The following is a 20,881-nucleotide window of genomic DNA, read 5'->3' as shown; positions in this document are numbered from 1 at the left end:
CCTACGTGGCAGGGCGGGCGTCGGAACATGCCCGCCTCCCTCGCCTCCGCCCTGGTCCTCACCCACGCCCTCTTCGCGTTCACGATCGTCGGTGGGCTCGGTCTACTCCTCACCGTCACCTCCTACGACGCCCTCGACGGCGAAGTACTGGCCCTCATCGCCTACGCCGCCGCGCCCGGCACCCTCGGCTGGTGGCTGGCCCGGCGCAGCTGGGAGGGCGGGGTCCGGGTCTGGGGCGGGCTGGTCGCCGTACAGGTCTGGCTGATCCTCAGCGGTGTCGCCAACCTCGTCGCGGGATCCGCCCGCGGCGGCATGCAGCTCGTCCTGCCCGTCCTCATCCTCTGCTTCCTGCTCCGCTCCGAGAGCCGCCGCTGGTACGAGCTCCCCGAACTGGACCGCGCCGAGCACCGCCCCTTCTCCCTGGCCCGCATGATCCGCTGGCGCCGGGACGAGGGGCAGACCGCGATCGAGTACGCCGGTCTCGTCGCCATCGTCGCCGCGATCGTCACGGCGCTGCTCGTCAGCGGGCTCGGTACCCAGATCTACGGCGGTATCGAGGCGCAGATCTGCAAGGTCGCCGGCATGGGCTGCCCGGCCCCGTCGGGCGGCGGCACGGACGTCAACGCCGGGAAGGGCGACACCGGCGGGGCCACGGCGGGCAACGGCAGCACGAACGGGGGTACCGGCGGCGACGACCCCGCGGGCGACCCCCGGACCACCGACGACAACGACAACGAGCCCACGGACGGCGACACCGGAGACAAGAAGGACGACAAGAAGGACGACAAGGGCGACAAGGGCGACAAGGGCGACGAGAAGGACGACGGCTGTTTCTCCGGCTTCGGTGCCTTCTTCGGCTGTGCCGGCAACCAGATCAAGCAGGTCGGTGAAGGACTGTTCGTCGACGGCGTCTGGGGCGACCTCACCGGCATCTACGACATGGTCCGCCACCCCCTCGACACGCTCAGCGGCATCGGCGACTACGGCAAGCAGCTCGGCAGCGACTGGATGGACAACTCCAAGGACGCCCGCGACAAATGGTCCAAGGGCGACTACCTGGGCGCCGTACTGGGCTGGGGCGGTGCCTCGCTGAAGACCGGCGGGACCGTCCTCTACGACATGTTCATCGGCGACGACGTGGCCGACCAGTGGAACAACGGCAACAAGACCCGCGCCGTCACGACCGTCCTGTGGAACGTCGGCTCGCTCTTCATCCCCGGCTACGACGTCGGAAAGGTCGTCGAGAAGATCGGCGTACTCGGCAAGCTGGGCAAGTTGGGCAAGCTCGCGGAGAAGGCGGGCAAGGCGGCCGAGGACGCCAAGAGGGCGGCCAAGGCCGGTGACGTGGCGGGCGCGGAGAAGGCCGCGAAGGAGGCCGACGACGCGGCCGAGGAGGCGGAGCAGAAGGCCAGGAAGACCGGCTGCACGATCTCCGCGCCGAGCCGCAGGATCCCGTACGACGACACGGCACCGGACGGCAGGGGCACATTCACCGGCTCCTCCGGCACGGGCACCGCCGTCCTGGCCGCCGGCGGCTCCCCCTACGTCGTACTCGCCGAGGACGGCTGCGACGAGGACGCCAAGGAGGAGGCCGAGGAGGCCCGTAAGCAGGCCGACGAGGCGGACAAGGCGGCGGACCGGTGGCAGGCGGGGGACGACGTTCCCGGCCCGGCGGGCGGGAAGACGCTGAGGTTCCCCAACAAGAGGCACACCGTCGGCGGAGCGGGCAGCGGTCAGGTCAAGGAACGCAACACCGTGATCCTGCGCGGGAACGAGGATCTGGTCCGCGAGGACATCGAGGCGATCGCGAAGGGCCGCGCCAAGCTCCTGCCGGACGGAAACACGTACGAGATCAACGGCCGCCAGTACGGAGTCGAGGACACCGGCACGGTCTTCCCCAAGTCCGGGCCCGGCTTGGTCGACATGGACCGTATTGAATACGCTGCCCTGAAGGAGATCGTGCGGAACAAGGGCGATCTCAGCAAATCGCAGCAACTGCAGCGCGATCCCAAGTTCGTCAACAACCCGGACAAGGTCGCGAAGGCCAAGCAGGTGTACGACGGGACGTACAAGTGATCGCGAATCTCTTCACCGTCGCGGAACTGGAGCCGTCCGCCCTCCGCAGCGCACTGGCCGAGTTCCTGGCCGTACCGGACCTGGCGGTCGACGTCGCCGACACGGACGGAGACCAGGAAGCGCGACGGTGGGACGCACCCGTCCTGTGCACCTACCGTGTACTGCCGCTCGGCGACCTGGCGTTGGAGCTCGACATCCACGTGGCGGACGGGACGGCCGGTGCCCTCACGGAGACCGGTCTCGCGCAGGGCCTCGCGGTGCGGACGGCCACCTCGGTCCTCCACCCCGCCCTGGACCTCGACCTGCCCAGCGCCTACTGGGTCGCGACCGCGGACGGACGTGCCGTGCGCTGCCGGCTGGAGGCGATCGACTCCGACGAGGACACGACGTACCGGGTCGACGTGGTGGAGGAGAAGGTCGCCGATCTCCCTCGCGCGAGGGTGGAGGTCCTGCCGGAGGTCATCGAGTACGAACACATCGCAACGCCCGTCTCCGACGCCTTCCTCGCCACGTATCCGACGGGCACGACGGCGAGCGTCGAAGGACGTGTCCACTACTGCCTGCGTGTGTGGGAACGGCTCGTTCAGCGTCTGGCGACGGCCCAGTGGGGTCCCGCCGGGCGGTACGACAGGGCCCTCTTCCAACGTGACCTGCGGGCCCGCGACGACCTGGCGCAACTCGTGACCGAGGTCGACGACGACCATGCGGAGGGCCTGCGCACCGTCCTGGCCCACCTGGACGCCGACTTCCGCACCTGGACCGAGCCGGGCGCGCAGGAGGAAACCGCACGGTGGTGGCGGCAGAGGACCCCGAGTCCGAGGAGCATTCCCTGGTGACCCGAAGCACGGCCCGCGATGTGCCCTGGAGCCGTGTCGAGGAAGTCCTGCGGCAGCGATACGTCACGGACGTCCTGGTCCCGGGTCGAATCGACCGGGACGGGACGATTCCCTGGTTCGCCCCGCAGCCGCTCGTCGTCTTCGTTCTGCTCGACGAGGGAGCCCTACGGCTGGAGTCGGTCGGCGGGTATGGCTGCTTGGAGGTCCGGGTCGTGGACTCGGTCACTCTGGACGGCGTCGAGCTCTTCGCGGACATCGAGGAAGCAGGGGACGAACTCGCCCTCGCCCTCGCCTCTCAGGGCGAACAGCTCTTCGGCGACAGCTGGGAACGCCTACGCTGCACCACCGTCCGCCCCTTCACGGGCGCCGGCTCGAACCCCGCCGAGGGCGTCCTCAAGTGCCTCGCCCTCGAACTCGAGTCCCGCTACTGGCTCTTCTTCGACCCGACCTGGACCTTCGGCATCAGAATCGGCAACGCCGAGGACATGCGTCGCTGGGAGCAGGAGAACGGGCACGGGGAGAAACAGTGACCGCGCGAGCGGGCGAGACATTCGACGTGACCCGCCGTCAGGGCTTCGTCATCGGGCCCCGGTGGGAGGGCGAAGCCCGGACCGGCGTATACGGGTCGGAGTGGAACGATCGGAGTGGAACGAGACGGAGGAGGCGGCGCAGCAACAACTGACCTCCCTCGTCCTCGCCGTACTGCTCCGCAGAGTCCAAGCCGGGCTCAGGGGACGTCGACCGCCACCTCCACCCGCGCCCCGGCCCGCAGCCCCCAGCCGGCCATCACCCCTGCCTCGGCCTCCAGCACATGCCGCGAACGGAAGCGCGGCAGTCCCAACCGCCAAGGCTTCATGGTGTGTACGGCGATGACGCCGAGGTCGCGGTCGACGTACGCGACGTCGATCGGCATCCGCATCCGAAACGTGTGCACGCTGTTGGCGGGCGACAGCAGGATCGCCCCGTCGACGGAGTCCCGCCCCAACAACCCTTTCGTACGGGCGCGGTAGGACGTCGCGATCTCCAGCGGAACGGCGACCACGCTCGCCCCGCCCGCACCGTGCACGATCAACTTCCCCCGCCCGTCCTGCCATCGCCGTCCCATACCGAGCCACCTTCCGTTGACGCTGCCGCCCGCCGGGCGAACCGAACGTATCCGCACGGGAGTGGGCCCCACATGGGCCCAGGGACCCATGCCGTCCCGCCCGCACCGGGCATAGGGTCCCGCCGTGCGCACACTCCTCACCCTCGTGGCGGCCCTGTGGGGCGCGGGAACGGGCGTCCTCCTGCCCCGCGCGGCCCACCGCTTCTCGGTCGACCCGGACCGACCGTGGAGCGACCACTGCCCGGGCGGCCACCGAATCACAGGCGCATTCGCCGGCTGGCTGGGCAGGGCGAACTGCAGCCAGGGCGAGGAGACGGAGCAGTGCGGCCCGTACGGCCCGAGCACGGTGACCGTCTCCACGACAACGGGCCTCACCTGCGCGGCACTTGCCGCCGCAACCGGCCCCCACCCCGAGACCGCGGTCTGGCTCCTCGCCACCCCCGTCGCCGTCCTCCTGGCCCTGATCGACTACCGGGTCCACCGCCTCCCGGACGCCCTGACCCTCCCCCTGGCAGCAGGAACCGCCGCCCTCCTGGGCATCGCCTCCGCCCTCCCCTCCACCACGGGCTCCTGGCCGGGCGCCCTCCTCGGTGGCCTGAGCCTGGGCGCCGCGTACCTTCTCCTCTTCCTCATCAACCCCTCCGGCATGGGCTTCGGCGACGTAAAACTCGCCCTGTCCCTCGGCACGGCCCTCGGCTGGTACGGCTGGCAGATCCTCCTGACCGGCGCCTTCGCGGGTCTCCTCTACGGTGCCCTGTACGGCCTCGGCATGGTGGTACTGCGCCGGGCGGGCCGCAAGTCGGCGATTCCACTGGGGCCGTTCATGATCGGCGGGGCGTTCACGGGGCTGGTGCTGGGGGCTTTCGCTGCCGGATGACGGCGCGGCCACGGCCGCCCTGTCTACGAGGGTCATGGCCGACTACTGGCCCACCCGCCGACGCCGACGCCGACCCCTACGCCCCCGCCTTGTTCGCCGAGTTCGCCGAGTTCGCCGAGTTCGCCGAGTTCGCCGAGTTCGCTGAGTTCGCCGGGATCGGGCGGGACCCGCCGAGTGTCGTACCCAACGAGGTCAGGGCGCTCAAGGAGCGGTCGGGCGGGGATCTCGCGCTCGGTGGGGCCGTGATCGCCGCGGATTTCCTGCGGCTCGGGCTCGTCGACGAGTACCGGGTGTACGTCCATCCCCGCTGGTCGGGCGCGGCACGAGGCCCTTTCCGCAGGCCGGCATCGCCGCGTCCCTGCGCCTCGTGGAGAGTCATGTGTTCGGGAACGGGGTCGTGCTGCTGCGATACGACCGATACGACCGGGACGACCGGGATGACAAGGACGGCAGCGCATAAAGGTGTTGTCCGGTTCGTTCCCGTGCGGGTAGGAAGGCGTCATGACTGGACTCGGTGCTGTGTTCCGACCTCAACTGCCTCCCGAGCGCCTGCGGGACGTCGCCCGTCTCGCCGACGAGAGCGGGCTCGAGGAGCTCTGGCTCTGGGAGGACTGTTTCCGGGAGGGCGGGATCTCCACCGCCGCTGCCGCCCTCGCCTGGACCGAGCGGGTGCGGGTCGGCGTCGGGCTGCTGCCCGTGCCCCTGCGGAACGTCGCCATCACCGCCATGGAGATCGCCGCTCTGCACCGGATGTTCCCCGGGCGCCCCGTCGTCGGCATCGGGCACGGCGTACAGGACTGGATGGGGCAGGTCGGGGCGCGCGTCGAGTCGCCGGTCACCCTGCTGCGGGAGCATCTCCTCGCGCTGCGCGCCCTGTTGGGCGGGGAGCGCCTCACCACCAGTGGGCGGTACGTCCGCCTCGACGACGTCGCGCTCGACTGGCCGCCCGCCGGGCCCGTGCCCGTCGTCGCCGGCGCCACCGGGCCCCGTTCGCTGCGGCTGGCCGGGGAGGCGGCCGACGGCACCATCCTCACCGCGTCCACCACCGCGGACGGCGTACGGCAGGCACGTCAACTCATCCAGCAGGGGCGGGAGTCGGCCGGCCGCACCGACCCGCATGACGTCGTCGTCTACCTGCTCACCGCCACCGGACCCGACGCCGCCGCCCGGCTCCGCGCCGAACTCGTCGACGAGGGGCTCGAGTCCGTCCCGGAGCTCGGGGTCGCCGGAGACGCCGGGGCCGTCGCGAAGGCCGTCCAGCGGCTCGCCGAGGCCGGGGCCGACCGGGTGATCCTCCAGCCGACGGGGGACGAGCCCGACCCGGAGGGCTTCGTGCGGTTCGTGGCGGAAGAGGTTCGACCCCTCGTGCCGTGAAACACGTGAGGGCCCACCCCGTGACCGCAATGGCCGAAGTCCCGTGAACGAGCCGCTGCCCGCCCCCTGGCGCCTCCCCTTCGAGCTCGCCCGGGAAGCCTTCCGGGCGGGCAGCCGGCCCGTCGGCGCGGTCGTCGTCGACGCCGCGGGGGAGGTCGTCGCCACCGGGCGCAACCGGAGCCAGGAATCAGTCGCCCCGCCCGGGCAGCTCGCCGGCACCGACATCGCCCACGCCGAGATCAACGCCCTCGCCCGGCTCCCGGCCGGCCGCCGCCCCGACGGCCACCGGCTCCACACCACCCTCGGACCCTGCCTGCTGTCCAGCAGCGCCCTCATCCACAGCCATGTCCGCCATGTCGTGTACGCCGCACCCGATCCGCTCTGGCGTGGCATCGAGGACGTACCCGGCGTCGGCGGACTGATCGCCGACCGCTGGGCACGGCGGGAAGGACCCGTCGAGGGGCCGCTCGCCACGTTCGGCGCACTGCTCATGCAGCTGTGGGGCGTGCTCCACAACCCGGACGGGGCCGACCCCACCGCCACCCGCACAGCCCGCCCCTGCCTCGCAGCAGCCGACGGCCTCCTCGAAGCCCCGACGGCCCAGGCGGCGTACGACCTCCTCCGGCCCCACCTCTGACAGGACCGATCACCCCATGCCCCACAGCGAACTCCACCGCTTCGAAGACCTCGTGGCCGAAGGCGCCGCCGTCCCCACCGAAGGATGGGACTTCTCCTGGTTCGAGGGCCGGGCCACGGAGGAGCGGCCCTCGTGGGGGTACGCCGTCTCCCTGGCCGACCGGCTCGCCGCGGCCGGCGCCGCGCTGGACGTCCAGACCGGGGGAGGGGAGGTCCTCGACTTCGCGCTCGCCCGGGCCGCGAAGGCGCCGGTGCTGACCGCCGCGACCGAGGGCTGGCCGCCGAACGTCGCCAAGGCCACCGCCCTGCTCCGCCCCCGCGGCACGGTGGTCGTCGACGCCCCCGAGGACGCTCCGCTGCCCTTCGCGGACGGAGCCTTCGACCTCGTCAGCAGCCGGCACCCGGTGGCCCCGCACTGGACGGAGATCGCCCGCGTACTGTCACCCGGCGGCACCTATTTCGCCCAACACGTCGGCCCCGGCAGCGCGTTCGAGCTCGTCGAGCACTTCCTCGGGCCCCAGCCCGACCGGAACCTCGGCGCCCGCCACCCCGACAGCGAACGCGCCGCCGCCGAGGCCGCCGGCCTCGAGATCGTCGACCTGCGCGCCGAGCGGCTCCGCATGGAGTTCCACGACATCGCGGCCGTCGTCCACTTCCTCCGCAAGGTGATCTGGATGGTCCCCGATTTCACCGTCGAGACGTACGAGCCCCGACTCCGCGCCCTGCACGAGCAGATCACCGCCCACGGCCCCTTCGTCGCACACAGCACCCGCCACCTCGTCGACGCCCGCAAGCCGCACCACCGGTGAGCCCCGCGAGCCCAAGCCCGACGAGCCCTACGCGTGAGGCCCCGCCGTGACCTCCCCTACCACCAACTCCGCCTCCGCCTCCAGCACTTCACCCACCCGCTCCGCCTGCTCGCCCAACTCCCGTTCCTGCCGGGCCGTCAGCCGCCCGAGCGGCTCCACCGTCACGGTCGTACGACGTCCCCGGCGCCGCTGGTGCCAGACGCCCGCCACCACACCGTCCACCAGCAGCACCGGGTAGTTGCCCGCCTGCCCGCCCGCGAGCGCCCGCCGGTACGCGGCCCCCGGGAACAGCGACTCCCGGGGTTGCGCGGCGATGCCGTACGCATCGAAATACGGCAGCAGTCGGACCCCGCGCACCCGCCCCTCCGGGAACGCCGTGTCGCCCGCCGCGACCCACCGCCCGGGCGCTCCCTCGAAGACGACCTCTTCGATCGCCCCTTCCCCGGCCAGCCGCCCGAACAGCTCGGCGGACCAACCTCCCGGCGCCGCAAGCCACTTGGCGAAGTTCTGCGGGGTCGACGGGCCGTACGCACGCAGGTAGCGGCGGACGAGTTCGTGCAGCGCCTCGTCCGGTGGCACCGGGGTGAAGTGCGGCGGGCGGGTGTAGGTCACCCTGCGGCCCCGGTTCGGGCCGAAGCACAGCGCACCCGACTGGCCCGCCCGGTGCAGGACCTGCCGCCAGCGCGGCCACAGGTCCTGGAAGGCGGGCATCACCCGGTCGCCGGCCCAGGAGCCGGTGCGGGCGACGACCTCCTCGCCCAGTTCGTCGACGGTCAGACAGGCACCCTCGAGCGCGTCCCCGATCGCCGCCACGATCTGGCGCGCCTGCTCTTCGGTGACCCGGGCGCCCGGCGCGAACGGGCTCGCTCCGGACGGCACCGCGGGCAACGCCGAGCACCACAGGGGCAGTTCGCGTGCGGGGAGCAGATGCACGGTCCCGCGCGGGCCGTGCGTCTTCACCAACGAGCGGTCCTCCCACAGCGCGGCTCGCACGTCCGCCCTGGTCACGCCGTCCGCCCGCACCCCCACCGACACCTCAGCCGCCGACAGCACCTGCGCATGCGCGCCCAGCATCGCGCCGACGACTTCCGCGACCGGCGTGCCGCTCTCGGCGGGCGTGGCCAGGAACTGCCGTTCCAAGCGGCGCGCGCTCGTCTCGTTCCACGTGATCGTCGTGGTCATGCCTCGACGCTAGGCCGGAACCAGGTCAGAAGGTGTCCTACATGCAGACGCCCTTGGAAAACTCACACCCGCCTCCATGCCCCCGTACCGGACAATCGACGCATGAAGGGCAGATCGCATCCGCACATTCGCAGGTCGGATGCGGTTTCCGCATTGTTATCGAGGCCGACTCGCCTCGACCCCTGTCTCTCACGTAAGTTCAGACCAAGGTAATTCGCGTGAGCAAAGCTGCGCGGGCGGCACCGCGCAGTGGAGGGGGCTGCGCGGTGCCTTTCCTGCATCAGGGCCCGCGTCAACGTGCCGCGTCACCCGGCCGGGGGATGCGAGGGTGGCCGGGAATCCGCTGCGATTCGGCCATGAATCGGCCACGGAGCAGCGCGTCCGTGGCCACCCGCGCGTCGCCGTGCGATTTCGGAGAGTAGTTGTGGCACGCCGATGCACGCAGCATCACTTACGAAGGGTTATGGTGGAAACCCCCCCTCGGGCCGGTCCGTCTCCCCCCCACGGACCGGCCCGTTTTTCATGCCCGGACGAACGCCTCCTGGCCTGCGGCGCAGAGTCCGGGACATGTCAAGCGCGCAGCTGTCGCACGGTGGAATCCCCTGCGCCCGGCACCCGTTGGCGGCGGCCCGGTGCGGCAGGGGTAGGCTTCGCCTCCGGGGACCGTCATACGGAGATCCCGGACCGCCATACGGACAGGGCCCGCCCTCGGCCGAGCCGCCGAGCCCGGGCCGCGCCTGTCCGATCCGTACGGAGGGGCTGACAATCACGTGAACCTGCGCGACAAGCTGCGCGGCCTGCTGGTCAGGCTGTACGCACGCCGGGTGGAAGGTCACCTGGACCACGCTCAGGTGCCCAAGCACATCGGCGTCATCATGGACGGCAACCGGCGCTGGGCGAAGGCCTCTGGCTCCACCACCGTGCACGGTCACCGGGCCGGCGCCGAGAAGATCGAGGAGTTCCTCGGCTGGTGCAGCGAGACGGACGTCGAGGTCGTCACCCTCTGGCTGCTGTCGACGGACAACTTCGACCGGCCGCAGGAAGAGCTCGGCCCGCTGCTCGGGATCATCGAGGACGTCGTACGGACCCTTGCGGCGGACGGCCGCTGGCGGGTGCACCACGTCGGGACCCCCGACCTGCTGCCCTCCCAGATGCAGACCGCGCTGAAGGAGGCCGAGGAGTCCACCGCCGGTATCGACGGGATACTCGTCAACGTCGCCATCGGCTACGGCGGCCGCCAGGAGATCGCCGACGCCGTACGGTCGATGATGCTCGACGCCGCAGACAAGGGCACCTCGCTGGAGGAGCTCGCCGAGTCCGTCAGCGTCGACGCGATCGGCCGTCACCTCTACACCGGCGACCAGCCCGACCCCGACCTCGTGATCCGCACCAGCGGCGAGCAGCGGCTGTCCGGATTCATGCTGTGGCAGACCGCGCACTCCGAGTACTACTTCTGCGAGGTCTTCTGGCCGGCCTTCCGCAAGGTGGACTTTCTGCGCGCCCTGCGAGACTACGCGGCGCGACACCGGCGTTACGGCGGCTGACACACCGCACCCCCCTGAGCGGGCGCGAGTACCCCAATATGGGACGGATGTAACAAGGAGTTCACCAGGGCGCCGTCATTTGCGTCGGCATGGTGACGCATGTTCGAGGGCATAAGCCAGTCAGGTCGATGCCCGAACCACGGGTGTCGGATCTCAGCGGACGGCACGGGGCCGTCCGCCCGGGAGGCCCTTTGCACCAGCCCGATCGTGCGGTCACTGCACGGACGACAAGGCGGAGGGCCGGTTCTCGGCCCGTGCAATGCGGCCGACGACCGGCCCAGCTCCACTCCGTCGCTCCCCGACCTCATCCGAGGGGGTACGTCCTTCCGTGGTGACCAGCACAAAGCGCCACAAGCCAGACCGGCGCACCTATGTTCTCGACACCAGCGTTCTGCTGGCCGACCCGAACGCCCTGAGCCGCTTCGACGAGCACGAGGTCGTGCTCCCCATCGTCGTGGTCACGGAGCTGGAGGCGAAGCGGCACCATCCCGAACTCGGCTACTTCGCCCGGCAGGCCCTGCGTCTGCTCGACGAGTTCCGGGTGAAGCATGGCCGCCTCGACGCCCCCATCCCGATCGGGGAACTCGGCGGGACCGTACGTGTCGAGCTCAACCACTCGGACCCCAGCGTTCTGCCGACCGGCTACCGCCTGGGGGACAACGACTCCCGCATCCTCGCGGTCGCCCGCAATCTGCAGGCCGAGGGATTCGACGTCACCGTCGTCTCGAAGGATCTGCCGCTCAGGATCAAGGCCTCGTCCGTGGGTCTCCTCGCCGAGGAGTACCGCGCCGAACTCGCCATCACGGACTCCTCCGGCTGGACCGGAATGTCCGAACTGACTCTGCCCGCGGAGCAGGTGGACGTCCTCTTCGAGGAGGGGCACGTCTACGTTCCCGAGGCGGCCGACCTGCCCGTGCACACCGGTCTGACCATCCACTCCGAGCGCGGCAAGGCGCTCGGCAGGGTCACGGCCGAGGGCAACGTCCGCGTCGTGCGCGGCGATCGGGAGGCGTTCGGCATCAAGGGCCGCAGCGCCGAGCAGCGGATCGCGCTCGACCTGCTCCTCGACCCGGACGTCGGGATCGTCTCCATGGGCGGCCGGGCCGGCACCGGCAAGTCGGCGCTCGCGCTGTGCGCGGGTCTGGAAGCGGTGCTGGAGCGACGCCAGCACCAGAAGGTCATGGTCTTCCGGCCGTTGTACGCGGTCGGCGGGCAGGAGCTCGGCTATCTGCCCGGCTCCGAGGCCGAGAAGATGAGCCCCTGGGCGCAGGCGGTCTTCGACACGCTGTCCGCGGTCACCAGCCGCGAGGTCATCGAAGAGGTCACCGCGCGCGGGATGCTCGAGGTCCTTCCGCTCACCCACATCCGCGGACGCTCGCTGCACGACGCGTTCGTCATCGTGGACGAGGCGCAGTCACTGGAAAGGAATGTGCTTCTCACCGTTCTGTCCCGAATCGGCGCCAATTCACGGGTGGTTCTCACCCATGACGTGGCACAGAGGGACAATCTGCGCGTCGGTCGCTACGACGGTGTCGTCGCCGTCGTGGAAAAGCTGAAGGGGCACCCGCTCTTCGCGCACGTGACGCTGACCAGGTCCGAGAGGTCCCAGATCGCGGCCCTTGTGACCGAAATGCTCGAAGACGGCCAAATCTGAGGTGATCGGCCAAATCTGAGGTAATCCGGGCCAGTTGGCGCCGTTCCGCAAAGGCTGTGAGCCTAGCGGGGCGGCGCCTTCGCGTGTTGCGGTTTCTCAAAATCCCTTGGGTCAAACGGGATGTGAGCTTTCACACGCAACTCAGAATTGCCACCCGGCGTCCGGTTGCGGCAGAGTCTCACTCCTGTCAGGCCCCGCATACGACACACCTGTACCCCCAGCGGTACGGCACCACAGAAGCACCACAGCTAACTCCACAGCGTCGTCGTATGCCGCCCGAGCACCACGCGGCGCTCCCCGCAGGGGAGTTGCCCACCGGGCCCGCGCCTCCCGTGACCCCGTAGTTGGGAGGCCAGCGCCAGGGGCACGATTGCGTCCGCCAGGGTCACCGAAGCGGGCGATGCTGGAAGGAAACCGTGTGAGCCGGATTTCGGTCCGGGGATTCGCAGTGGCCTCGGCCACCGCGGTCACCGCCGTCGGAAGCGTTGTCGGCGTTGCCTCGGGTAGCACCGCGCAGCCCAACGACGCCGAGGCGACGGCAGCCGACGCCACGCTGCTCGCGGACATACCCACGGGCCAGCAGGCCCAGGTGCAGACCGCGTCCCTGACGCAGCAGGCCGACGCCCAGGCCATCCAGGCCGACGCGAGCGCCAAGAAGGACGCCGAGGAAGCCGCCCGCAAGGCTGCCGCCGACACCGCGGTCGCCAAGAAGGAAGCGGCGGAGAAGGCGGCCAAGGAGGCCAAGGAGCGCGCCGAGGCCAAGACGAAGGCCAGCCGCAGCTCCGCTGACTTCCCCGTCCAGAGCTCGTACTCCATCGCCGAGATCCAGTCGATGGCACGGCAGATGGTCCCGAGCGGCCAGTTCCAGTGCTTCAGCAACATCGTGGACCACGAGTCCAGCTGGAACTACCACGCGGTCAACGCCTCTTCCGGCGCCTACGGCCTCTTCCAGGCACTACCCGCCTCGAAGTACTCGTCCGTCGGCTCCGACTGGCAGACGAACCCGGCCACCCAGATCAAGTGGGGCCTGAACTACATGAACAGCCGGTACGGCAGCCCGTGTGAGGCCTGGTCGTTCTGGTCGGCCAACCACTGGTACTGAGCCGCCGAGGCCCGCGGCCTCGCCTCTCAACCTTGCGCAGCCCCTCCCCGTCCTAGGGGGAGGGGCTTTCGCCATCTGCGGGCGGATGCCCTGTACGGTCTGACGCAGCGACTCCAGGGGGGAGTGGTGGGGAGAGACGGGGGAAGAGGACGGATCATGTCGCGAGTGCCAGGGTGGCTCGGTCGTATCGGTGCCGGACTGACCGAGGTGAGTGAGCGGTTGGACGAGCGCCGGGCCGAGGTGGAGCGCGAGGACGCCGTGGCCGACCCGCCGCCGCCGCGCCCGGACCCGGACCACGCCACCCCGCCGCTCGCCGAGCACGTGACCGTCGTACCGGCCCGCCCCGACCCGGCGCAGGCGGTGCCCTGGGGTGTGCGCGTCGCCGCCGAGGCCGGCTGGCGGCTGCTGATCCTGGCGGGCACGGTCTGGGTCCTGATGCGGGTCATCAGCGCCGTACAACTCGTCGTCTTCGCCTTCGTGGTCGCACTGCTCATCACGGCTCTGCTGCAGCCGACGGTGGCGCGGCTGAAAAGCTACGGAGTGCCGCGCGGCCCGGCCACCGCCCTCACCGCGATCTTCGGCTTCGTCGTGCTGGGTCTGCTCGGCTGGTTCGTGACCTGGCAGGTCATGGAGAACATCGACAACCTCTCCGACCAGATCCAGAACGGCATCGACGATCTGCGCAACTGGCTGCTGAAGAGCCCCTTCCACGTCACCGACAAGCAGATCAACCAGATCGCCAAGAACCTGCGGGAGGCGGTCGGTGCGAACACCGACCAGATCACCTCCGCCGGTCTCGAGGGCGTGACGGTGGTCGTCGAGGCGCTGACCGGCATTCTGCTCACGTTCTTCTCGACCCTGTTCCTGCTGTACGACGGCCGGCGCATCTGGGAGTGGACGCTGAAGCTCGTCCCGGCGGCGGCGCGGCCGGGCGTCGCGGGCGCGGGTCCGCGGGCGTGGCGCACGCTGACGGCCTATGTGCGCGGCACGGTGCTGGTGGCGCTGATCGACGCGATCTTCATCGGCCTGGGCATCTACTTCCTCGATGTCCCCATGGCGGTCCCGCTCGCCGTCTTCATCTTCCTGTTCTCGTTCATCCCGCTCGTGGGCGCGGTGGCGTCCGGCGCGCTGGCGGTGGTCGTCGCGCTGGTCACCCAGGGCGTGTTCACGGCCGTGATGACGCTGGTCGTGGTCCTGGCCGTCCAGCAGATCGAGGGCCACATCCTGCAGCCGTTCATCCTCGGCCGCGCGGTCCGCGTCCACCCGCTGGCAGTGGTCCTGTCGGTCGCGGCGGGCGGCATGGTCGCGGGCATCGGCGGCGCGGTGGTGGCCGTACCGCTGGTCGCGGTGTCGAACACGGTGGTGGGTTATCTGCGGGCGTACTCGGCGGAACAGACCCGTGCCGAGGCCGGTGCCGGCGGCCGGCAGGCCGGTCCGGCGATCGAGGACAAGGCCGTTCGGGCCGAACAGTCCGGGGACGCAGCCCCCGGGGACGGCACCGAAAACGCCGAGGACCCCGCCCGCCAAGGGTGAACGGGGGCCGCACCCGCACGTCCGCGGCTGCTTGAAATGCGTCTCCCAATCGGTCAAATGAGCGCCGAACAAAGCTATTTGGGTGGGCTCGCGGCTCAACTTCCGTCACCTCGGGACAGGTCGGAAATCTCCGGACGGAATATGCGCCCTGACTGATACACATTCCCCCCTCAGCGCTACGCGTGAGGCGTATGTGCGACTTGGCCGGGGCGGCGGGGAGCGTGATGTCGGGCTATGAGCTGCTGGCGCGGACCCTGCATGAGTGCGGGCGTGAGGGGCTGAGCGGTGAGCTGCGGGTGGGCGGGCAGCCCGGCGGGACCTTTCATCTGCGGGGCGGGCTCGTCGTCGCAGTCGAGTCGCCCGGGGCGCCGGGAGCGGAGGCGCTGCTGCTGCGCTCCGGGCGGGTGAGCGGGGAGCAGTGGGCCGCGCTGGTGCGGGAGGCCGGGGGCACGCGCTGGCCGGCCGCCGGGCTGATCGCCCACGGTTACGCCGGGGCCGCCCAGCTCAGGGTGGTGTGCGTGATGGCCCTGCAGGACGCGGCGTTCGCGATCGTCGCGGGCCGGGTCGACGGCTGCGAGCGTGCCGCCCCGGTCTTCGAGCCACCCGCCCCGGTCCCCGTCGGCGAACCTCCCGCCCGGCTCCTGGAGGACGCGGCCCGCAAGATCGCCGCCCTCGCCGCGCTGCCCCACCCCATCCACCCCGACCGCGAACGCCCCGTCCCCGCCCGGGTGTTCGACGGCCCGCTCACCGAACTGCGCCGCGACCTGTTCACCCACGCCGACGGCCGCCGCACCGCCCGCGACCTCGCCTTCCGCACCGGACGCGGCGTCTACACCGTCACCGTCGAACTGGCCCGCATGCTCGCCGAGGGCCTCATGGAGCACGCCCCGCCGCCCACCCCGATCCCGGTCCGCACACCCCCCGACGGCATACGCCACCGCACACCCCCGCCGCCGGCACCGCCCCCACCCGAACCGCCCGTCCCCGCCGACCTGCCGCGCCGCAGGCCGGGCGGCTTCTTCCGACTCCGCAACGGAACCCCGAGATGACCGAACCCCTGCACCCCCAGCTCACCAGATCCCTGAATCCCAAGAAGAAATACGGGAGTTGACCACATGGACCACGAAGCCCTCGCGCACGAGATGCGTGGCCTGCGAGAGCAGGTGACCGGCATCACCGATACCGCGGTCGCGGCGGCCGACGGGCTGCTCATCGCGGCCGACACCGCCGACTCGATCGACCCGGAAGGCCTCGCCGCGCTCGCCGCGGCCGGCCTCGGTCTCGCCCGCCGTACGGCCCAGGCGACCGCCCGCGGCACGCTGCGCCAGAGCGTGACGTACGGCAGCCACGGCTGTGCCGCCTTCTACGCCGTCGGCGACACCGCCCTGATGGTCGTCCTGGGCGACGAGGGCATGGACGTGGACCGACTGCACCGGGCCACCCAGCCCGCCCTCGACCGGATCGGCTCGATCCTCATGAACAAGACAGCAGAAGGAGTCTGAAGGGATGGCGACGAAGCGTATGACCCCCGGTTTCTCCGACCAGGTGATGGGCCTGGTCAAGTCCTTGCGAACCGACGCCCCGGACTGTGTGGCCTCGGGCGTCGTAGACATGTCCACCGGCATGCTGCTGTCGTACGAGACCGTCGACAACCATCCGCCGGAGGTCCTGGACCTGCTGGCGGGCGCAACCCTCGACCTGTTCCAGGGGCGCACGGTCGTGATGATCGAGGACGTCTTCAAGGAACGCCGTGGGATGCAGAGCGAGAACCACTTCTTCCAGGAGATCCTCGTCAACAGTGAGAACCTCACCCACCTGTTCGTGCGCATGAACGAGCAGCAGGACGTCGTCGCCGTCGTCGTCTGCCGCAAGTCGGTCAACGTCGGCATGCTGTTCGCACAGGTACGGCGGGTGGTGCGCGAGTACAGCCTGTGAACGCGGGCAGGCCCCTCCCCGTCCGGGGAGGGGCCTGCGTACGGCTTTCGCGGTCTACTCGGTGCGCAGTCCGTCGGGGCGCATCAGGCGGAGCAGCGGCGGCAGGCTGAGCAGGGTCACCACGAGGACGACTCCCGCGCCGATCGCCGTCATCGACAGCACGCTCGACCAGTCCACGCTCACCGAGGCGTCGACCATCTTCAGCAGCACCGCGCCCAGCGTCAGTCCGACCGCCGATGCCAGCAGCAGCCCCAGCGCGATCGGGATCGCCGTCTGCCACAGCACCGACAGGCTCAGCGTGCGGCGCCGGGTGCCGAAGGCCACCAGCGACGACAGCAGCTTCTTGCGCTCGCGCAGCTGCTCCAGCTGGGAGACCAGCAGGCTCGCGCCGATCAGTACCAGGACACAGGTGGCGCCGACGAACAGGCCGTTGCGGATGGACCGGAACTGCAGCGACTGCTCGCTGGCCGCCAGCGTGAACACGTCCGCCAGCGGATCCAGCCGCGCGGCGGTGTTGCGCGCGTGGTCCTGGGCGTCCGGCACCGACGGGTCCAGCGAGACGAACACCCGCTGGTACAGGCCGGCCGCCGCCGCCTTCGGCAGTGCGCCCGAGGTGAGGAGCAGGCCGCTGCGCGCGTAGCCTGTCGGGTCCTCGCGCTGCCCGGCCGTCTTGATGCCGGAGGGCACCTTCCAGGCCACGGTGTGGGCGCTCGACCCGGTGTACTCCGGGTCGAAGTACAGGGTGCCGCCGGACTTGGTGAGCTTCTTCGACTCGCTGTCGTACTCGCCGCCGAGGATCTGGAAGACGTCACCGTCCCGGCAGGACGCGAGCCGCGCCACCTCGCGCAGTTCGGTGCAGCTGCCGACGGCCACCTCCAGCGTGTTCTCCGGCTCCTTCGCCCGGTCTCCGGCCGAACCCATGGAGACGGCCGACGCACGGCGCACGCCCTCGATCTTCGCGAGCTGCCGGCCGGCCTCGGTCGGCTGGACGTCGCCCCTGAGGCCGACCTCCAGCTGAGCCCGGTTCACGTCGTTGCCCGTCGACTTGGTGTAGTCGTGCTCGATGCCGGCGAACAGCATCTGCAGCGCGATGGCCCCGGCCACCGCGACCGCGATGCCGTTGACCATGCGGGCGGCCGTGCCGCTGCTCAACTGCAGCCTGCGAACGGCCAGTTGCCAGGAGACCGCGCCGGCGTCCATCCGGGCCACCACGGCCTCGACGACCCACGGCAGCAGTGCGGTGACGCCGATCAGCAGCAGCACCGTGCCGCCGATGACCATCCACTGGTTGAACTCGCCGTTGGTGTTGCCCTGCCCGATCATCGGGTACAGCAGCGCGAGACCACCCACCGGCAGCAGCAGCCGCCACCACAGCCGGCGCCGCGGCGGCTTCGCCGCGCGGACCACGCCCAGCGGTTCGATGACGACCCCGCGCAGCGCGAACAGCGTCACCAGGACGGCCGCGGTCGGCACGGCGACGGCGACGAGCACCGCGAGCGCGGGCGACGGGTTGAGGTCGCTCGAGAAGACGCTGATGTTCCGTACGTGCAACAGCGCCGCCAACTGACGCCCCAGCAGGAAGAAGCCGGTGCCGAAGACGAGCCCGAGCAGCGCTCCCGCGAGGGCCTCGCCGCCGGCGATCCGGCGTGTCATCCGCCCGTCCGCGCCGACCAGCCTGAGCGCCGCGAGCCGGCGGTCCCGGCGCTCGCCGCCGAAGCGCACGGCCGCGGCGATGAACACGGCGACCGGCAACAGCAGCACAATGAAGATGATCATGACGAGCAGGATCAGGATCGGGTCCAGCTTGTCCTGCTGGTGCCCGGGGGAGGGCCCGAAGTAGCTGATGCGCTCGACGGAGCCGCCGGCCAGATGGTCCTCGAGTCCCTTGCCGCCCGCGTAGTAGGCGAGTTCGGCGGGCCCGACCAGCCCGGACTTCGTGATGGTTCCGGTGATCCGGTACGGGATGCGCTCGCGCAGCAGCTTGCCGGAGCCGGACTCGAGCAGCTCCTTCAGCGTCGGCGAGGCGACCATCTCGCCCTTCGCGGGGAACTTCCCGACGCCCGGCGGCAGCGGCGCCCGCGCGCCCTCGGGCTCCAGGAGCCGGCCGCGTACGTCCTTGCCGTGGAACGTCGTGTCGACACCGGCGATGACCAGTGTGTTGTCCGCCTTCGGCAGCACCTTCGCGCTGTACGTGAAGTCGTCCCGGGCGGTCGAGCGGGCGTTGCGGTCGGACAGCGCGTTCGGTATGGCGGTCGTCAGCAGCAGCAGTGCCACCCCGAGCCCCACGCCGACCGCCGTCAGCAGCGCCCGGGTCCACCCCTCGCGGCCGCCGGTGAAGGCGAACCGGACCCCCATGGCCAGATCGTCGGCCCACTGCCGCATCCTCATACGATGCGCTCCATGTCCCGGGACTTGCCGTCCCGTACGACGATCTCGCGGTCGGAGTAGGCGGCCACCCGCGCCTCGTGCGTGACGAGGACGACGGCGGCGTTGGTCGACCGGGCGGCGTCCGTGAGCAGGTCCATCACACGCTCGCCGTTGAGCGAGTCGAGTGCGCCCGTGGGCTCGTCGGCGAACAGCACACGGGGGCTGGTGACCAGGGCCCGGGCGACGGCGACGCGCTGCCCCTGACCGCCGGAGACCTCACCGGGACGCTTCTTCTTCAGGTCGTCGACCTCGAGCCGCTCCATCCACGTGAGAGCGGTCCGCTCGGCCTCCTTGCGGGAGGTGCCGTTCAGCCTCAGCGGCAGGGCGACGTTCTCGACGCAGGTGAGCTCGGGCACGAGCTGGCCGAACTGGAAGACGAACCCGAACTCGGAGCGCCGTAGCGCACTGCGTTCGGCGTCGCTCATGGTTGCCATCTCGCGGCCGTTGTACGTGATCGAGCCCGAGTCGGGCGTGACGATCCCGGCGAGACAGTGCAGCAGCGTCGACTTGCCGGAGCCGGAGGGGCCCATCACCGCGACGACCTCGCCGGGGTGGATGGAGAACTCGGCACCGTCGAGCGCGGTGGTCGGCCCGTACGCCTTGTGCAGGTCGTCGGCGACCAGCAGGGAACCGGCAGGAGTCACTTGGCCACCGCCTCGGCGAGCTTGTCGAGGCGCGCGGCGGTGAGCTCCAGCCAGCGCAGGTCGGCCTCGAGATGGAACAGTGCGTGGTCGCAGATCAGCTGGTCGGCGAGGTCGCCCCGGCGCTTGCGGTCGGTGAGGATCCGCATCATGCGCAGGTGCTCGGCGCGCTGGTTGTCGAGGATGTCGGCCGCGTTGCGGTGGGTCAGCAGCGCGAGGACGACCTTGGTGTACAGCGTCGACTGCAGATACGGCTCGGGCGGCTCCGGCGTCGCCAGCCACCGCTCCACGTCGGTGATGCCGGCGTCGGTGATCGCGTACCGCTTGCGCTCGGGGCCGCCGCCCGCCTCTATGCCGTCGACCTCGACGAGGCCGTTCTTCAGCAGACGGGACATCGTCGAGTAGACCTGGCCGTAGTGCAGCGGCCGGTCGTGACCGAACTTCTCGTCGAAGGCCCGCTTCAGGTCGTAGCCATGACGCGGCCCGGACTCCAGGAGCCCCAGAAGGGTGTGACCGATGGACATGGGGAGCACTGTACATGCGGTGTATACCTAGTGTGTATACGCAGCGTGTGCAGTGCTCGACGGTGGGGTGCCAAGGCCCTGGTGGGGGCCGATTGTCACGGTTGTGTCACTGGGGCTCGGGTGCGTTCGCCCCGGCCTCCAGGGTCGGAGGCCGGGGCGCCCGGGTCTCGTCAGGTGAGGTTGCTCACCCAGCCGGAGCAGGTACCCGCAGTGATCGTCTTGGTGGACCAGTGGCCCAGGCAGACGCGGAAGCGGATCGTGACGCTCTCGGTGAAGTCCTTGTTCTTGTAGCGGTCGGTTTGCTGGCCGTCAGCGTTGAAAATGGAGCCCCATCGGCTCCCCACTTCCCAGTCCACCACGGCGGAGGAGCCATCCGGTTTACCGTCGAAGACCTCGAACCAGTCGCCCGGAGGGGAGAAGCAGGCCCGGTACACGTTCGCGCCGTCCTCCTTTATGGTGGCGCACTTCACCCACTCGACCTCATTGGAGGAATCAGTGGCGGTCGCGCGCTCGATTTCACCGGCGGCGGCATTTGCCTGGGTGACGGTGAGGAGAAGGGCGGCGGAGAGGGTGCCTGCGACGGTGCCTATTCGCGTGAGCCGGTGGTTCTTGATCAAGGAGTTCCT

The 20,881-nt window shown here is 70.5% G+C and carries 20 protein-coding genes and 1 pseudogene; 15 read left to right on the top strand and 6 right to left on the bottom strand.

The genetic code is table 11. The features are described 5' to 3' along the window. Positions 1-27 precede the first annotated feature (27 nt). Genes ABZ880_RS23150 through ABZ880_RS23140 form a run of 3 tightly spaced genes read left to right on the top strand, consistent with a single transcriptional unit; the run spans position 28 to position 3,442 of the window. Complete coding sequence (locus ABZ880_RS23150) at positions 28-2,076, top strand: hypothetical protein (RefSeq protein ID WP_361266033.1); 2,049 nt, start codon at positions 28-30, stop codon at positions 2,074-2,076. Beyond that, positions 2,073-2,912: a hypothetical protein gene (locus ABZ880_RS23145; RefSeq protein WP_361266032.1), complete on the top strand. Its 840-nt coding sequence runs from the start codon at positions 2,073-2,075 to the stop codon at positions 2,910-2,912. Before ABZ880_RS23150 ends, ABZ880_RS23145 begins: the two co-directional genes overlap by 4 nt. After that, positions 2,909-3,442: a hypothetical protein gene (locus ABZ880_RS23140; RefSeq protein WP_361266030.1), complete on the top strand. Its 534-nt coding sequence runs from the start codon at positions 2,909-2,911 to the stop codon at positions 3,440-3,442. The genes ABZ880_RS23145 and ABZ880_RS23140 overlap by 4 nt, the downstream gene beginning before the upstream one ends. 197 nt (positions 3,443-3,639) lie before the next feature. Here the strand turns inward: ABZ880_RS23140 and ABZ880_RS23135 are convergent, their stop codons facing one another. Continuing rightward, entirely contained in the window at positions 3,640-4,017 is a 378-nt protein-coding gene (locus ABZ880_RS23135; protein WP_361266028.1) for a DUF192 domain-containing protein, read from the bottom strand. A 124-nt stretch (positions 4,018-4,141) separates the two neighbouring features. Between ABZ880_RS23135 and ABZ880_RS23130 the strand changes: the two genes are divergently transcribed. The 5 genes and pseudogenes from ABZ880_RS23130 (at position 4,142) to ABZ880_RS23110 (ending at position 7,713) form a co-directional block, all read left to right on the top strand. Next, the gene (locus ABZ880_RS23130; protein WP_361266026.1) at positions 4,142-4,894 is read left to right on the top strand and encodes an A24 family peptidase; all 753 of its coding nucleotides are present in this window, start codon (positions 4,142-4,144) and stop codon (positions 4,892-4,894) included. Beyond that, positions 4,891-5,184: pseudogene (locus ABZ880_RS23125) on the top strand (deaminase); the annotation flags it as partial. The gene ABZ880_RS23130 and the pseudogene ABZ880_RS23125, both read left to right, overlap by 4 nt. Positions 5,185-5,395: 211 nt before the next feature. After that, positions 5,396-6,268: an LLM class flavin-dependent oxidoreductase gene (locus tag ABZ880_RS23120; protein WP_361266025.1), complete on the top strand. Its 873-nt coding sequence runs from the start codon at positions 5,396-5,398 to the stop codon at positions 6,266-6,268. Positions 6,269-6,311: 43 nt separating this feature from the next. Next, positions 6,312-6,905: a nucleoside deaminase gene (locus tag ABZ880_RS23115; protein ID WP_361266023.1), complete on the top strand. Its 594-nt coding sequence runs from the start codon at positions 6,312-6,314 to the stop codon at positions 6,903-6,905. Between the two features lie 16 nt (positions 6,906-6,921). Further along, entirely contained in the window at positions 6,922-7,713 is a 792-nt protein-coding gene (locus tag ABZ880_RS23110) for a methyltransferase domain-containing protein (protein ID WP_361266022.1), read from the top strand. A 27-nt stretch (positions 7,714-7,740) separates the two neighbouring features. On the opposite strand, the gene ABZ880_RS23105 is transcribed toward ABZ880_RS23110, so the two are convergent. Further along, positions 7,741-8,895 carry a winged helix DNA-binding domain-containing protein gene (locus tag ABZ880_RS23105; RefSeq protein ID WP_361266020.1) on the bottom strand — a complete coding sequence of 385 codons (1,155 nt, stop codon included), beginning with the start codon at positions 8,893-8,895 and terminating at the stop codon, positions 7,741-7,743. A gap of 770 nt (positions 8,896-9,665) precedes the next feature. Here ABZ880_RS23105 and ABZ880_RS23100 point away from each other — a divergent pair. The 7 genes from ABZ880_RS23100 to ABZ880_RS23070 all read left to right on the top strand — a co-directional run bounded on the left by ABZ880_RS23100 (position 9,666) and on the right by ABZ880_RS23070 (position 16,663). Further along, a complete protein-coding gene (locus tag ABZ880_RS23100; RefSeq protein WP_361266018.1) occupies positions 9,666-10,439 on the top strand; it encodes an isoprenyl transferase in 774 nt (257 codons plus the stop codon). A gap of 328 nt (positions 10,440-10,767) precedes the next feature. Then, positions 10,768-12,093 (top strand): PhoH family protein, encoded by a 1,326-nt coding sequence (locus ABZ880_RS23095; protein ID WP_361266017.1) that lies wholly within the window; start codon positions 10,768-10,770, stop codon positions 12,091-12,093. 418 nt (positions 12,094-12,511) lie between these two features. Next, positions 12,512-13,195 (top strand): transglycosylase SLT domain-containing protein, encoded by a 684-nt coding sequence (locus tag ABZ880_RS23090; RefSeq protein ID WP_361266016.1) that lies wholly within the window; start codon positions 12,512-12,514, stop codon positions 13,193-13,195. A gap of 156 nt (positions 13,196-13,351) precedes the next feature. After that, entirely contained in the window at positions 13,352-14,728 is a 1,377-nt protein-coding gene (locus tag ABZ880_RS23085) for an AI-2E family transporter (protein ID WP_361266014.1), read from the top strand. 224 nt (positions 14,729-14,952) lie between these two features. Then, complete coding sequence (locus tag ABZ880_RS23080; RefSeq protein WP_361266012.1) at positions 14,953-15,777, top strand: MarR family transcriptional regulator; 825 nt, start codon at positions 14,953-14,955, stop codon at positions 15,775-15,777. Between the two features lie 66 nt (positions 15,778-15,843). Beyond that, a complete protein-coding gene (locus ABZ880_RS23075; protein ID WP_361266010.1) occupies positions 15,844-16,230 on the top strand; it encodes a roadblock/LC7 domain-containing protein in 387 nt (128 codons plus the stop codon). Between the two features lie 4 nt (positions 16,231-16,234). Next, positions 16,235-16,663, top strand: a complete 429-nt coding sequence (locus ABZ880_RS23070; protein ID WP_361266008.1) for a hypothetical protein — start codon at positions 16,235-16,237, stop codon at positions 16,661-16,663. Positions 16,664-16,717: 54 nt separating this feature from the next. Here the strand turns inward: ABZ880_RS23070 and ABZ880_RS23065 are convergent, their stop codons facing one another. The 4 genes from ABZ880_RS23065 to ABZ880_RS23050 all read right to left on the bottom strand — a co-directional run bounded on the left by ABZ880_RS23065 (position 16,718) and on the right by ABZ880_RS23050 (position 20,872). Beyond that, on the bottom strand, positions 16,718-19,051 hold the full coding sequence (locus ABZ880_RS23065; protein ID WP_361266006.1) for an FtsX-like permease family protein: 2,334 nt from the start codon (positions 19,049-19,051) through the stop codon (positions 16,718-16,720). Further along, positions 19,048-19,734, bottom strand: coding sequence for an ABC transporter ATP-binding protein (locus ABZ880_RS23060; RefSeq protein ID WP_361266004.1), 687 nt, complete (start codon positions 19,732-19,734; stop codon positions 19,048-19,050). Before ABZ880_RS23060 ends, ABZ880_RS23065 begins: the two co-directional genes overlap by 4 nt. Then, entirely contained in the window at positions 19,731-20,255 is a 525-nt protein-coding gene (locus ABZ880_RS23055) for a PadR family transcriptional regulator (RefSeq protein WP_361266002.1), read from the bottom strand. Before ABZ880_RS23055 ends, ABZ880_RS23060 begins: the two co-directional genes overlap by 4 nt. Positions 20,256-20,425: 170 nt before the next feature. Further along, a complete protein-coding gene (locus tag ABZ880_RS23050; RefSeq protein ID WP_361266000.1) occupies positions 20,426-20,872 on the bottom strand; it encodes a hypothetical protein in 447 nt (148 codons plus the stop codon). Positions 20,873-20,881 lie beyond the last annotated feature (9 nt).

Origin of the sequence: Streptomyces sp. NPDC047043, from assembly GCF_040644055.1 — a bacterium.
In the GTDB taxonomy this organism is placed as follows: Bacteria; Actinomycetota; Actinomycetes; order Streptomycetales; family Streptomycetaceae; genus Streptomyces.
Note: the sequence above shows the minus strand (reverse complement) of the source record. Positions and strands in the feature narration are given on the sequence as shown.